This window comes from Burkholderia sp. S171 (genome assembly GCF_009766085.1).
Lineage (GTDB): Bacteria > Pseudomonadota > Gammaproteobacteria > Burkholderiales > Burkholderiaceae > Caballeronia.
This window is the reverse complement of the sequence record NZ_LMUF01000013.1, coordinates 16,975-30,722: the sequence shown is the minus strand read 5'-3', so window position 1 is coordinate 30,722 and position 13,748 is coordinate 16,975. Positions and strand designations below refer to the sequence as shown.

Here is a 13,748-nt window from a genome sequence, read left to right as displayed (position 1 = left end):
GATGAAAGTTCTTGCCCTTGGGTGCGCGTCGCTTCGCGGTGTCTTTCGCACGAGTGCTTGCGCGCTGCTGCTGCTCGGCTTCGCCATTGGCGCGCAGGCGCAGACCGTGCAAGGCGGCAGCATCACCGCCGCCCCCGGCGCGACGTTACCGGCCAGCGCACCCGTCGCACCCGTCGCCCCGGCCGCGTCATCGAGGCTCGACGAAATCCTGGCACGCGGCACGCTGCGCGTCTGCACAACGGGCGACTACAAGCCGTACTCGTTCCTGAGGCCGGACGGCCAGTTCGAAGGTATCGACATTGACGCCGCGCAAAACCTGGCGCAGTCGATGAACGTCAAAGCCGAGTTCATCAAGACATCGTGGTCGAACCTGATGAACGATTTTGTCGCGAAGTGCGACATCGCGGTTGGCGGGGTTTCAACCTCGCTGGAACGCCAGAAACGCGCGTTCTTCACGGAACCCTACATGGTCGACGGCAAGACGCCCATTGTCCGTTGCGCCGATGTCGATAAATACCAGACCGTCGCGCAAATTGATCAATCGGGCGTACGCACCATCGTGAATCCGGGCGGCACGAACGAGAAGTTCGCGAAGCAGTTCTTCACGCACTCGCAACTGATCGAGTACCCGGACAACGTGACCATCTTCAAGCAAATCCTCGACGGCCAAGCCGACGTGATGGTCACCGACGCCTCGGAAACCCTGCTCCAGCAAAAGCTGAATCCAGGCCTGTGCTCCGTCCATCCGGACAAACCGTTCCAGTTCGGAGAAAAGGCGTACCTGCTGCCACGCGGCGACGTGGTGTTCCAGCAATACGTCGATCAATGGCTGCACTTGTCGCGCTCGACCGGCGAGTTTCAGGCGATGCTCGATAAATGGTTGAAATGAATGCGGAGGCGGCCGAGCTCAGGCCGCCTTTTTCGCCCACCGGCTCATCCATTCGTCAGATTCATCGGGTTGACAACTCAGCGTAAGAACCGCGTAAGCAAATGTCGCTGGGCATCGAAAAGTCAACGCTCTGCATGTAACAATTCACCGAAGCGTTTCGATGTTTTTTTCATCCAGGCCGCCGCCGCTTTCGAATGCGCCTGGATCCGGCCGAAACCGTGCGTCATATCGTGCGCGTCAATGACCTCCGTGCGGCCGCCATTTGCTTCAAGAAAACGCGAGAATTCGTGGGCGTCGTCGTAAAGCGGATCGTAGGCTGCGGCGACTATCAACGCCCGCGCCGGCGTCCGATCATAGGACTCCGCGAGCGGGAAAGCGCGCACATCGTCATCGGCAGGTGGTTCGGCCGTCAGGAATTGAGCCCAGTAAAAGCGCATTTCTTCGGTGGTCAAGCCCGGCCCTTCGGCGTTGGCCGTAAAGCTGCCGCCCTCGAAACGGCAGCGCGCCACCGGATAGATCAACAACTGCGCCGTGACCAGACCGGCCACGCGATCGTTCGCAGCACGGGCGGCCACGGCTGCGAGATGGCCGCCAGCACTGTCGCCGGCCACGCCCAACCGGCTAGTCGCAAAGCCCATACGCGAACGATGCTCGGCGAGCCACAGCAACGCATCGAGCGCATCCTCAACGGGCGCGGGGAACGGGTGCTCCGGCGCCATCCGATAATCCACGCTCACGACCGCGCAGTGCGAGTCCAGGGCAAATCGCGCAACCATCAGGTCGTGCGTCTCCAAGTCCCCGACTACCCAGCCACCGCCGTGAAAATAGACCACCAGCGGCAACGGCTTCCCGGCCCCCGCCGGCCGATAGACCCGCGCACGCAGCGTGCGCCCTTCAAGCGGCAGAATCATGTCTTCAACGTCCACTCCCGCCGGACGCGGCGCTGCGAACTCGCGCGCGACATTCTGAAACTGCCGTCGGATGGCGATCGGATCAGCATCCGACGGCTGCTCAGGGAACGCTGCAGCAACCTTGGCGTAATAGGCGAGAAGGTCTGCGTCGATGGTCATGCGGTTGTCTCCAGTGCAGTTCGTCGCCCGGTCGGGTCGACGCTTTTTGATTGTCCTTAAAATCCGCATATCGCGCTTGGCAGCGGAAGTATTTCAAAACCCAGCGCTGAAATATCACCTCGTAAATCGCAATAATCGACAAAGATTGGACGGGATAATCGGCGGGCCTTGTGCGTCGAGCGTTACAACCTGAAACACTTTGTTACGGTGATGCTCGGATTATTCGCCCACAATCACTTCAACGGTCTCAACACGGATGTGATCGGGTGCAGCGTTGGTGAACTACAACGTTTTAAGTTGCATTCGATGGTCGGCCTGGTGCCGAATCCCACTTTCAGGGACATGTTTGTTGGGGTCGTTGGCCGATGAAATGATATCGGCCGGTCCCACCCTTGGTCTCCTCGCGCTAACCCCGTAGCGTGTGGTTTTTAGCGGGCTCCAGGCCCGCTTTTTTTTCGTCTATACAAACGTTTGCGTGAGAATTTGAATGGCTGCCGTGATTATCCCGGGCAGCCATTTTCAGTTGCAGATCTCAGTATTTACCCATAGTTACGCTGTTTTGGCCTCCGATAGCTTCAATTCATCGATCATCTTTGCCCGCATGATGAACTTCTGAACCTTGCCCGTAACGGTCATCGGCAACTCGTCTACAAAGCGGATATGCCGCGGAATTTTGTAGTGTGCTATCTGCCCTTGGCAAAACTCGCGAATGTCTTCTGCGCTCGCGTGTTCACCTTGGCGGAGAACAATCCATGCGCATACTTCCTCGCCGTATTTAATATCGGGAACACCGAATACCTGGGCCGATTGAATCTTCGGATGCCGAAACAGGAATTCTTCGATCTCGCGAGGATAAATGTTCTCGCCGCCGCGAATTAGCATGTCCTTTAAACGTCCGACGATATTGCAATATCCCTCGGTGTCGAGGGTCGCCAGATCGCCGGTATGCATCCAGCCGTCGATAATCGCTTCGCGCGTTTTTTCTTCGTCGCCCCAATATCCATTCATCACCGAATAACCGCGCGTGCAGAGTTCGCCTGTCTCGCCAACCGGGACAATTTCGCCGAGCGGATCAACCAGCTTCACTTCCAAATGCGGCTGGATCTGGCCGACGGTCGTGGTGCGTTTATCGAGGGGATCGGTGGTCGAGCTTTGAAACGACACCGGGCTCGTTTCAGTCATCCCGTACGCGATCGTGATTTCACGCAGATTCATCTTGGCGACTACGCGCTTCATGGTCTCGATCGGGCAGGGCGAACCCGCCATGATCCCGGTACGCAAACGGCTCAAGTCGTACTTATCGAAGTTCGGGAGATCGAGTTCCGCGATGAACATCGTTGGCACGCCGTGCAGCGCGGTGCAACGCTCTTCGTCGACAGCAGCTAGCGTGGCAGCGGGATCGAAGGCTTCGCCTGGGAACACCATCGTCGCGCCCACCGATACGCACGCAAGCACCGCCAGCACCATGCCGAAGCAGTGATACAAGGGCACGGGGATGCACAACGAATCCTGTTCGGTGAGCAACATCGAGTGCGCGATGTAGCGGCCGTTATTCACCACGTTGTGATGCGTGAGCGTGGCGCCCTTGGGGTTGCCGGTTGTGCCGCTCGTGAACTGGATGTTGATGGGATCGTGGTCGGTGAGCGTCAATTCCCGCGCGTCGAGTTGCGCCGTGTTCAGGTGCTCGCGGCCGCGCGACATGACATCGGGGAAACGCAGCATGCCGGGCGTCTCGCCCTCGCCCATTCGGATCACGGCTTTTAAATCGGGAAAACGCGCCGCGTTGAGTGCGCCGGGTTCGTCGGTGGCGAGTTCGGGCGCGAGCGTTTGCAGCATCTCCAGATATTTCGACGTCTTGAACTGCTCCGCCGCAATCACCGCCTTGCAGCCGACCTTGTTCAATGCGTACTCAAGTTCCGACAACCGATACGCCGGATTGATGTTCACCAGGATCGCGCCGATCCGCGCCGTGGCGAATTGCGTGAGCAACCATTCAGAGCGGTTCGGCGACCAGATGCCTACGCGGTCGCCTGCTTGAACGCCAAGCTTGAGCAAACCCGACGCGAGGACATCGACTTCGTCGGCGAATTCACGCCAGGTCCAACGGATGTTTTGTTCGCGGAAGATCACCGCAGGACGGTCGGGATATTTCGCGGCCGTACCGCGCAGGAAGCGGGAAACGGTGGCGTCGCTCAGCGGCATGTCCGTCGAGCCGCGAACGTACGACAAGCCGTCGCGTGGTTCGATCTGCGGCCCGGTGTGCGTTGGTTGGGTAGGCATGTCGAAGGTCTCCTCCGTGGGATGGCGCTATAAGACGAAGACGAAGCGCCATGAAAGCGATTCGGAAGACTAATTGTGCATCGCGAGAAAGAGCGAGGGCATTGAGTCTTACCCGCAAGTCACCCGCAAAACCGCCCGGATCAACGCATGTCCGTTGTGCAGTTTTGCGCGGAAGCGGCTGGATCACGGACGCATGCATCGCCGTTTTGAAGGCCAATAAAAAAAGCAGCCCGAGGGCTGCTTTTTCATCTCGCCAGACTCGCGAAACGCTTCAGTGATTACCGCGCAATTTCCGCAGCCGCTGAATTGCCGCGATCTGAGCCGTCGCGTACGCCAACTCCGCTTGCGCGGTTGCGTATTCGAGGTTCGAACCCGTGTTCTGCAACGCTTCTTCAGCGCGCTTCTTCGCTTCGAGCGCCTTCGCTTCATCGAGATCCTGACCACGGATCGCGGTATCGGCCAGAACCGTCACCACGCCCGGCTGAATCTCGAGAATCCCGCCAGCAACGAACACAAACTCTTCGTCACCGTTCTCCGCTTCAATGCGCACTGCACCCGGACGAATCCGCGTGATGAGCGGCGTGTGGCCCGGCAGAATGCCGAGTTCACCCGCTTCGCCCGGCAGCGCGACGAACTTCGCCCGGCCCGAGAAGATCTGCTCTTCCGCGCTGACGACGTCTACTTGAATAGTTGCCATATCGACTCCAATAGGACGCGGTTTTTCTACAATCTCCGCGCCCATCCATCCTTATTGAATCTTCTTGGCCTTTTCAAAGGCTTCGTCGATGGTGCCGACCATGTAGAACGCCTGCTCCGGCAGATGATCGCACTCACCTTCAACGATCATCTTGAAACCACGGATGGTTTCCTTCAGCGGCACGTACTTGCCCGGCGAGCCCGTGAAGACTTCCGCGACGTGGAACGGCTGCGACAGGAAACGCTGGATCTTACGAGCGCGCGCAACCGCGAGCTTGTCATCCGGCGCGAGTTCGTCCATGCCCAGAATCGCGATAATGTCGCGCAATTCCTTGTAGCGCTGCAGCGTTTGCTGCACACCACGCGTGATGGCGTAATGCTCTTCGCCAATCACGTTCGGGTCGATCTGACGCGAGGTCGAATCGAGCGGATCCACAGCCGGATAAATACCCAGCGAAGCGATATCACGCGACAACACGACGGTTGCGTCCAAGTGACCAAACGTGGTCGCCGGCGACGGGTCGGTCAAGTCATCGGCAGGAACGTACACGGCTTGCACCGAGGTGATCGAGCCGGTTTTCGTCGACGTGATCCGTTCTTGCAGACGGCCCATTTCTTCAGCCAGCGTCGGCTGATAGCCCACTGCCGACGGCATACGTCCCAGCAGAGCCGACACTTCCGTACCAGCCAGCGTGAAACGGTAGATGTTGTCCACGAAGAACAGCACGTCCAAACCTTCGTCACGGAAATGCTCAGCCATCGTCAGGCCGGTCAGCGCCACGCGCAGACGGTTGCCCGGCGGCTCGTTCATCTGGCCGTATACCAGCGCGACCTTGTCCAGAACGTTCGAATCCTTCATTTCATGATAGAAGTCGTTCCCTTCGCGGGTACGCTCGCCAACACCGGCGAACACGGAATAACCACCGTGCTCTTTAGCGATGTTGTTGATCAGTTCCATCATGTTCACGGTCTTGCCCACACCGGCGCCACCGAACAGGCCAACCTTACCGCCCTTGGCAAACGGGCAGATCAGGTCAATCACCTTGATGCCGGTTTCGAGCAGTTCGGTCGATGGCGACAGATCTTCGAACTTCGGCGCTTTCTGGTGAATCCCGCGCGTGACGTCCGAGTTGATCGGGCCGGCTTCATCGATCGGACGACCCAGCACGTCCATGATCCGGCCAAGCGTCGGCTTGCCAACCGGCACGCTGATCGGCTTACCCGTGTTCTTCACCACCGTACCGCGGCGCAATCCATCCGATGCACCCAGGCAAATGGTACGAACCACGCCGTCGCCCAGTTGCTGCTGGACTTCGAGCGTCAGTTCCGACCCTTCCAAAACGAGCGCGTCGTAGATTTTCGGCATGTCGGAACGCGGGAATTCCACGTCGATAACCGCGCCGATGCACTGTACGATCTTGCCTTCTACCAAAGCAGTAGTACTCATCGCATTTCCTTTAGATACTTGAATTCTTCACTCGCGCGACAGGCGCAGTTCGATTCGACGCTTGGACGATCAACCGACCGCTGCAGCGCCACCGACGATTTCTGACAATTCCTTCGTGATCGATGCTTGCCGGCTCTTGTTGTACACGAGCTGCAATTCGCCGATCACGGTCTTCGCGTTGTCGGACGCAGCCTTCATCGCGACCATCCGAGCCGATTGCTCCGACGCCATGTTTTCCGCTACCGCCTGATAGACGAGCGCTTCGACATAACGCACGAGCAGTTCGTCGACGACGGTCTGCGCATCCGGTTCGTAGATGTAGTCCCACGATGTCTTCGGCGTGACCAGTTCGCTGTCTTTATCCAGGCCGTCCTTGCGCGCGAAATCGCTGGCCGACAACGGCAGCAATTGTTCGATCACAGCTTCCTGCTTCATCGTGTTGACGAAACGGGTGAACGCCAGATAAACCGCGCTGATCTTGCCTTCCGAATACAGGTCGAGCTGAACCTTGATCGCGCCGATCAGCTTTTCCAGATGCGGCGTGTCGCCCAGATGCGTGACTTGCGACACGGTCTTGGCCTTCAACCGGTTCAGGAAGCCCAGACCCTTGCTGCCGATCGCCGATGCTTCGATCGTCTGACCTTTCTGCTCCAGCTCCTTGAACTTCAGGAGCGCAGCGCGCAGCACGTTCGTGTTCATGCCGCCGCACAGACCTTTATCGGTCGTGACGAGGATCATGCCGGCCGCTTTCGCGCCCTTGTTCTCAACCATGAACGGATGGCGATACTCAGGCGTGGCAGCGCTCATGTGCGCAGCGACGTCGCGGATCTTGTCGGCATACGGGCGAGCAGCGCGCATGCGCTCCTGCGCGCGGCGCATTTTCGACGCAGCCACCATTTCCATCGCCTTGGTGATCTTGCGCGTGTTTTGCACGCTCTTGATCTTGCCGCGGATTTCCTTCATTCCAGCCATTGCTTACTCCTTTGTCGGCCCGAGTTAGCGCTTTAGCGCTTACTCGGGACCCATGCAAAGCCATCGAAGTGGCGCGGGATGCTTCGTTTGTTCTGAAAGCGGCCCGCGCCGCTTCAAAGTTCGACCAATACGAGGATCAGTAAGCGCCCGACTTCTTGAAGTCCTTCAGCGCGGCATGCAATGCGCCTTCGTCGTCCTTCGACAAGTCTTTGTTATCTTCGATACGCTTGATCATGTCGGCGTGCTTGGTCTTCAAGAAGTCGCGAAGACCCTTTTCGAACGGCAGCACTTGAGCGACTTCGAGATCGTCAAGGTAACCGTTGTTCGCGGCAAACAGCGCGATCGCCAGTTCCCACACTTGCAGCGGCTGATACTGCGGCTGCTTCAGCAATTCCGTCACGCGACGACCGCGCTCCAGTTGCTTACGCGTGGCTTCGTCCAGGTCCGATGCGAACTGCGAGAACGCGGCCAATTCACGATACTGCGCCAGGTCGGTACGAATACCGCCGGACAGCTTCTTGATGACCTTGGTCTGCGCTGCACCGCCGACTCGCGACACGGACACGCCTGCGTTAATAGCAGGACGGATACCGGCGTTGAACAAGTCGGTTTCCAGGAAGATCTGGCCGTCGGTAATCGAGATCACGTTCGTCGGAACGAATGCGGTCACGTCGCCGGCTTGCGTTTCAATGACCGGCAATGCCGTCAGCGAACCGCTCTTGCCCTTGACTTCACCCTTCGTGAACTTCTCAACGTAGTCTTCCGACACGCGAGCAGCACGTTCCAACAGACGCGAGTGCAGATAGAACACGTCGCCCGGATACGCTTCACGGCCCGGCGGACGGCGCAGCAACAGCGAAATCTGACGATACGCCCATGCTTGCTTGGTCAAATCGTCATACACGATCAGCGCGTCTTGACCGCGATCGCGGAAGTACTCGCCCATCGTGCAGCCGGCGTACGGTGCGAGGTATTGCATCGCAGCCGATTCCGAAGCCGAAGCCGCGACCACGATCGTGTATTCCATCGCGCCGCTTTCTTCCAGCTTGCGCACCACGTTCATGATCGACGAAGCTTTCTGGCCGATTGCGACGTAGATACAGAAGAGGTTCTTGCCTTTCTGGTTGATGATCGCGTCAATGGCCACAGCCGTCTTGCCGCACTGACGGTCGCCAATGATCAGCTCGCGCTGGCCACGGCCAACCGGCACCATTGCGTCGATGGACTTCAGACCCGTTTGAACCGGCTCCGACACCGACTTACGCCAAATCACGCCCGGCGCAATCTTTTCGACAGCGTCGGTCAGCTTTGCGTTGACCGGACCCTTACCGTCGATAGGCACGCCCAGTGCGTCGACCACACGGCCGAGCAGTTCCGGGCCTACCGGCACTTCAAGAATACGACCCGTCGTCTTGACGATATCGCCTTCCGAAATGTGTTCGTATTCGCCCAAAATCACGGCGCCAACCGAATCGCGCTCGAGGTTCAGCGCGAGGCCGAAGGTGTTGCCCGGGAATTCGAGCATTTCGCCCTGCATCACGTCCGACAAACCGTGAATACGCACGATACCGTCGGTCACGGAAATCACAGTGCCTTGGTTGCGAACATCGACGCTCGCTTCCAGACCCTGGATCCGGCTCTTGATCAGCTCGCTGATCTCAGAGGGATTGAGTTGCATTAGTCACTCCTGATAGTCAATTCTTTACGTGCGCCGGCGCAAAAGCGCGTCAGGCGGACAGAGCCGTCTGCATGCCGGCAAGGCGCGCACGGACCGAGGTATCGAGTACTTCGTCGCCTACCGTCACGCGAACACCGCCAATCAGCGACTTATCGACTTCAACAGTAGGTTTCAGCTTGCAGTGGAACTTGCGTTCGAGATTCGCGACAAGGTCGGTCAACTGTGCGCCTTCCAGCGGGAATGCGCTGACAATCAGCGCATCAGCCGCACCTTCGCGGGAATTCTTCAGCTCGTCGAACTGCACGGCAATTTCCGGCATCAGCGTCAACCGGTGGTTGTCCACCAGCATCCGTACTAAGTTCTTTGCCTCTGGCTGTTGCGCGAGCGGTGATTTCACCGCCGACAACAACAGCTCGCTGACCTGATCGCGGCTCACTTTCGGGCTCGTCGCGATGGACAGCACTTCAGGCAGACGCGCAACCTGAGCCAGCTCCTCGACGAAGTCAGACCAGGCGGCGAGCTCACCCGCTTCGGCCACGCGGAATACAGCTTCAGCGTACGGTCGTGCGATGGTTGCAAGTTCGGCCATGATCAGAGCTCGGCTTTGAGTTGATTCAGCATCTCGGCGTGAGCCGATTGATCGACTTCGCGCTTCAGGATCTGCTCGGCGCCCTTCACGGCCAGCGCCGCGACTTCGCCGCGCAATGTTTCGCGCGCCTTGACGACTTGCTGGTCTGCGTCGGCCTTCGCTTGCGCAATGATGCGCGCGGCTTCAGCCTGGGCGTTAGCCTTGATTTCGTCGGCAACTGCGACTGCGCGCTTTTCAGCATCCGCAATACGCTGCTGGCCGTCGTTACGGGCTTGCGCGAGTTCCTGGTCGACGCGCTTATGTGCGGCTTCGAGTTCGGCCTTGCCCTTTTCGGCGGCTGACAAGCCGTCGGCGATCTTCTTCGAGCGCTCATCCAGGGCGTTGATCAACGGCGGCCACACGAACTTCATCGTGAACCACGCGAGGATCAGAAACACGACCATTTGCGCAAACAGGGTTGCGTTGAGATTCACGGTGTTTCCTTAAACGTTGCTAATCCGGAGAGTGAAACGGCAAGGCGCTTGATCGAGGTTTGCATCGATTAAGCGCCGTCGCACGTTCCGTCCTGCGCTCGTCGCTTGAAAGCTCGAGCGCACACTTCCGAGGAATCTCAGCCTGCGACGAGCTTCGACAGCAGCGGGTTCGCGAACGCAAACAGCATTGCCACACCAACGCCAATCAGGAACGCCGCGTCGATCAGACCAGCCAAGAGGAACATCTTGGTTTGCAGCGGGTTCATCAGTTCCGGCTGGCGCGCACATGCTTCGATGTACTTGCCGCCCATCAGGCCGATACCGATACAGGCGCCGATTGCACCCAGGCCGATGATGATGCCGATACCGATGGCGGTCAGACCCTGGATGTTGGCGATGAAAGCGTTCATGACTACTCCTATGTGAAAAAGACTTTGGAACTTAGATTTATAAAATTGAAACTCGATGCGATTCTGCTGATTCTTGGTTCGCCGCTGCGCTGTTCTGCAGCGTTTTACCGAACTACTGTGAGCCTTCCCTGCTGCCTGATTGAAGCTTTAGTGCGAGTCATGCGCCTGGCCGAGATACACCAGCGTCAGCATCATGAAAATAAACGCCTGCAGCAGCACGATCAGAATGTGGAAGATCGCCCAAACCGTCCCTGCAACTACGTGGCCCAAAAAGCCGAGCACGGAGGCGTCCGCGCCGAAGTGCCACATGCTGCCGAGCAGCGCGATCAGCAGGAACAACAGTTCTCCTGCGTACATGTTGCCGAACAGCCGCATGCCGAGGGAAACCGTCTTGGCGACGAACTCGATGATGTTGAGTGCAAGGTTCGGGATCCACAGCAGCGGATGCGCGCCGAACGGAGCTGACAGCAGTTCGTGCACGAAGCCGCCAACGCCCTTGATCTTGAAGTTGTAGTAAATCATCAGCACGAACACGCCGATAGCAATGCCCAGCGTGCCGTTCAGGTCAGCCGTCGGGACGATGCGCATATGCGGGAACGTCTCCGACAGACCCAGCCAGCCGATCACGCGCGTAGGCAGATCAACCGGGATGAAGTCGAGCGAATTCATGAGTGCGACCCACACGAACACCGTGAGGGCGAGCGGGGCGATGAAACGGCGGCTGCCGTGGACCATCGACTTCGACTGGTCTTCCACCATCTCGACCAGCATCTCGATCGCGCACTGGAAGCGGCCCGGCACGCCGGACGTTGCCTTGCGAGCCGCCAGTCCGAGAATCGCAATTGTGGCGAGACCGCACAGGATCGACCAGAAAAGCGTGTCGAGATTCCAGACGTGGATATCGAAAATCGACGTCTGCGAAGAGGTGGAGAGATTCTGCAAATGGTGCGCGATGTACTCCGACGGATCCATCGCGTGCGTTCCTTCGCTAGCTGCCATAACTTTAAAGCCACCCAAATTGTCGAAAATCTTCCGCCGCCCGTGTAATCCTCGAACCGCCATTCCATGGGCGATCAGCAGGGCACGGGCCCGCGTGCAGGAGAGTTACTCCGCACGTATTAATTTGCTCTGTTACCGTTGGTCCGTCACTTACCTGGCGCGTCAAGTTCGCCAGCCGCGCGATGCCGCGGCCTACTTCCAAGCCATCGCGATCCAGTACGTCTTCAACGCGATGAGGTACGTGACCAGCAGCGGCACCCACAGCACGCCTTTGAAACCGTACGCAATGGCCACGAACATGGCGATAGTCGCGCCCATCTTCATTGCTTCGCCGATCATCCAGCTTGCGATGGTTTCGGCGCCGCTCTTCGCTTTCAGACGTGCCGCGAACAAGCCGCTCGGCACCCAGCAAATCGCTCCCCCGAGGAACGCGGACAGCGCAGCAGCGCCCGGTGGACTGTAGAACAGCCACCATGCCAACGTCGCACACAGGGACAAAACCATTTGCGCCGCCACCACCTTGAACGGCGTGACACGCGAGGAACGACTTACTTCAGGACCAAACAGCGTCTCCGCCTCTGCCCGCGTCAGCGGAACAGTTTTGTTATCTTGTGCTTCAGCGTCCCACGAATCGTCGAATGGATGATCCGACAGGTGGCGCGACTGACCAGAAGAAGTGGTGCTGGGCGTTGAACCAGACGTCTTGTGTCCGGTCGAATTAGCGGCATGGCGTGAATCGCGCCCATCTTGCCCGCCTTCCGGCGCTCGATCCTGCTCTCGCACCGCCATCACACATCTCACTAAAGTCAGTTACAACCTGCACATTTGCCGCCGGTTCATGGCTGGATTCAACCACATACTTACGTTGCGCTTTCGGAGTCGCCAAGCTGATAAATCCGGGGGATTGTAAGCGATTGTTGTCACAGATTCAATAGCTTAGGGCCATCAAAAATCAAGCGGACGAGCCTTAAAAACACGTCTCTGAAAGGAGATTTCACTTGTACGGACAACGAGTTTGATTACCGCCGGATGTGCGGTGGTTTCACGTCGTTTTTCAGCAGGACACGAATCACGTTGCGTGCGTCGCACCATTTTCATCTGATTAAACGAGCCAGGCTCCTACAGCCGCTGCGACGATCCAGAATGGAATGGAGATGAGGTGAAATGGACCCCACATGCCGCGTTCACCCGAAAGCCGGACGGCGATCAGATTGGCAAGCGAACCGATCGCGATGCCAAATCCCCCTACGCTTACGCCGAACGCCAGCGCTCGCCAGTCTTTCGAAAACTCCGCGAGCATGATTGCCGCCGGCACGTTGCTGATTCCCTGTGACAACACTGCGCCCGCCGCATACGCCTTGAGTGGCGTATCGAGGCCAAGGCTTGCGATTGCGTGATTCACCCACGGCAAGGCGGCCACGCTGCGCAACACGATGAACATCAGCACGAAGATCAGCAGCAGCAACCAGTCGATTTTCAGCACGACCTGACGTCGCCAGATCAGGAAACCCAGCGCAACGGCGGCCAGGCCGATTCCGGCGTAATGGATATCGGCGAGAACCACGAATGCGATGAACGCAATGCCCGCCACCGTGCAGAGCGGGATATCGACGGAATGTGCTTCGGTATCGCCAGGGAGATCGAGCGGCTTGTTGTGGAACATGACCGCGGCCAGCGCGTAAAGCATCACCATGAGCGCCGCGCACAACGGCAGCAACGCCCACACGAAGCCGCCGAAGGACACGCCGCTCGTCTGCCAGAGGAACAGGTTCTGCGGGTTGCCGAGCGGCGTCAGGATCGACCCGGCATTCACAGCGATCGCGATGAAGATCACCAGCCGCTTGACGGGAAGCGGCGCGAGTTTGTGCAGCGACAGGGTCAACGGCACGACGGCGAACAGGGCGACGTCGTTGGTGAGCAAGGTCGAGAGTGCTGCGGCCAGGCCGATCAGCAGAAACGCCAGGCCGCGTTCACCGTGAATCCGATGCACAACGCGGTGCGCCATCCACATGAGGAAGCCGGACAGCTCCACCGCCTTGGTCAACATCAGCAAGCCGGCAAGCGTCAGCACGGTCTGCCAGTCGATCAACGCGGGTAACGACGCCCACGGCTTGGGATGCAGGACTTGCAGCGCGACGAGCGCGACCAGCAGGATCGCCAGCACGGGCTCTTTGGTGACAAGCGCCAACGCTTTTGCCAAAAGATTCGTTCGGAGACGTTTGGAGTCCGCGGGCGACTGCATCGA

The 13,748-nt window shown here is 58.6% G+C and carries 13 protein-coding genes; 1 reads left to right on the top strand and 12 read right to left on the bottom strand.

The genetic code is table 11. The features are described 5' to 3' along the window. Nucleotide 1: 1 nt before the first annotated feature. Nucleotides 2-889 carry a transporter substrate-binding domain-containing protein gene (locus tag GSQ93_RS08665; RefSeq protein WP_158935262.1) on the top strand — a complete coding sequence of 296 codons (888 nt, stop codon included), beginning with the start codon at nucleotides 2-4 and terminating at the stop codon, nucleotides 887-889. 122 nt (nucleotides 890-1,011) lie between these two features. Here the strand turns inward: GSQ93_RS08665 and GSQ93_RS08660 are convergent, their stop codons facing one another. The 12 genes from GSQ93_RS08660 to GSQ93_RS08605 form a co-directional block, all read right to left on the bottom strand. Further along, nucleotides 1,012-1,959, bottom strand: coding sequence for an alpha/beta hydrolase (locus GSQ93_RS08660; RefSeq protein ID WP_158935261.1), 948 nt, complete (start codon nucleotides 1,957-1,959; stop codon nucleotides 1,012-1,014). A 549-nt stretch (nucleotides 1,960-2,508) separates the two neighbouring features. Next, nucleotides 2,509-4,239: an AMP-binding protein gene (locus GSQ93_RS08655; RefSeq protein WP_158935260.1), complete on the bottom strand. Its 1,731-nt coding sequence runs from the start codon at nucleotides 4,237-4,239 to the stop codon at nucleotides 2,509-2,511. 271 nt (nucleotides 4,240-4,510) lie between these two features. Continuing rightward, a complete protein-coding gene (locus GSQ93_RS08650; protein WP_031364241.1) occupies nucleotides 4,511-4,936 on the bottom strand; it encodes a F0F1 ATP synthase subunit epsilon in 426 nt (141 codons plus the stop codon). A 51-nt stretch (nucleotides 4,937-4,987) separates the two neighbouring features. Beyond that, nucleotides 4,988-6,382: a F0F1 ATP synthase subunit beta gene (gene atpD, locus GSQ93_RS08645; protein WP_158935259.1), complete on the bottom strand. Its 1,395-nt coding sequence runs from the start codon at nucleotides 6,380-6,382 to the stop codon at nucleotides 4,988-4,990. Between the two features lie 69 nt (nucleotides 6,383-6,451). Continuing rightward, the gene (gene atpG / locus GSQ93_RS08640; RefSeq protein WP_158935258.1) at nucleotides 6,452-7,354 is read right to left on the bottom strand and encodes a F0F1 ATP synthase subunit gamma; all 903 of its coding nucleotides are present in this window, start codon (nucleotides 7,352-7,354) and stop codon (nucleotides 6,452-6,454) included. 136 nt (nucleotides 7,355-7,490) lie between these two features. After that, nucleotides 7,491-9,032: a F0F1 ATP synthase subunit alpha gene (gene atpA, locus GSQ93_RS08635; protein ID WP_158935257.1), complete on the bottom strand. Its 1,542-nt coding sequence runs from the start codon at nucleotides 9,030-9,032 to the stop codon at nucleotides 7,491-7,493. 49 nt (nucleotides 9,033-9,081) lie between these two features. After that, nucleotides 9,082-9,621 (bottom strand): F0F1 ATP synthase subunit delta, encoded by a 540-nt coding sequence (locus GSQ93_RS08630; protein ID WP_158935256.1) that lies wholly within the window; start codon nucleotides 9,619-9,621, stop codon nucleotides 9,082-9,084. A gap of 2 nt (nucleotides 9,622-9,623) precedes the next feature. Continuing rightward, nucleotides 9,624-10,094 carry a F0F1 ATP synthase subunit B gene (locus GSQ93_RS08625; protein WP_158935255.1) on the bottom strand — a complete coding sequence of 157 codons (471 nt, stop codon included), beginning with the start codon at nucleotides 10,092-10,094 and terminating at the stop codon, nucleotides 9,624-9,626. A gap of 137 nt (nucleotides 10,095-10,231) precedes the next feature. Then, on the bottom strand, nucleotides 10,232-10,504 hold the full coding sequence (atpE, locus tag GSQ93_RS08620; RefSeq protein WP_031364235.1) for a F0F1 ATP synthase subunit C: 273 nt from the start codon (nucleotides 10,502-10,504) through the stop codon (nucleotides 10,232-10,234). Between the two features lie 147 nt (nucleotides 10,505-10,651). Beyond that, nucleotides 10,652-11,503 carry a F0F1 ATP synthase subunit A gene (gene atpB / locus GSQ93_RS08615; RefSeq protein ID WP_158935254.1) on the bottom strand — a complete coding sequence of 284 codons (852 nt, stop codon included), beginning with the start codon at nucleotides 11,501-11,503 and terminating at the stop codon, nucleotides 10,652-10,654. Between the two features lie 192 nt (nucleotides 11,504-11,695). Next, nucleotides 11,696-12,292 carry an ATP synthase subunit I gene (locus tag GSQ93_RS08610; RefSeq protein WP_158935253.1) on the bottom strand — a complete coding sequence of 199 codons (597 nt, stop codon included), beginning with the start codon at nucleotides 12,290-12,292 and terminating at the stop codon, nucleotides 11,696-11,698. A 313-nt stretch (nucleotides 12,293-12,605) separates the two neighbouring features. Continuing rightward, nucleotides 12,606-13,745: an SLC13 family permease gene (locus tag GSQ93_RS08605; RefSeq protein ID WP_158935252.1), complete on the bottom strand. Its 1,140-nt coding sequence runs from the start codon at nucleotides 13,743-13,745 to the stop codon at nucleotides 12,606-12,608. Between the last annotated feature and the right edge of the window lie 3 nt (nucleotides 13,746-13,748).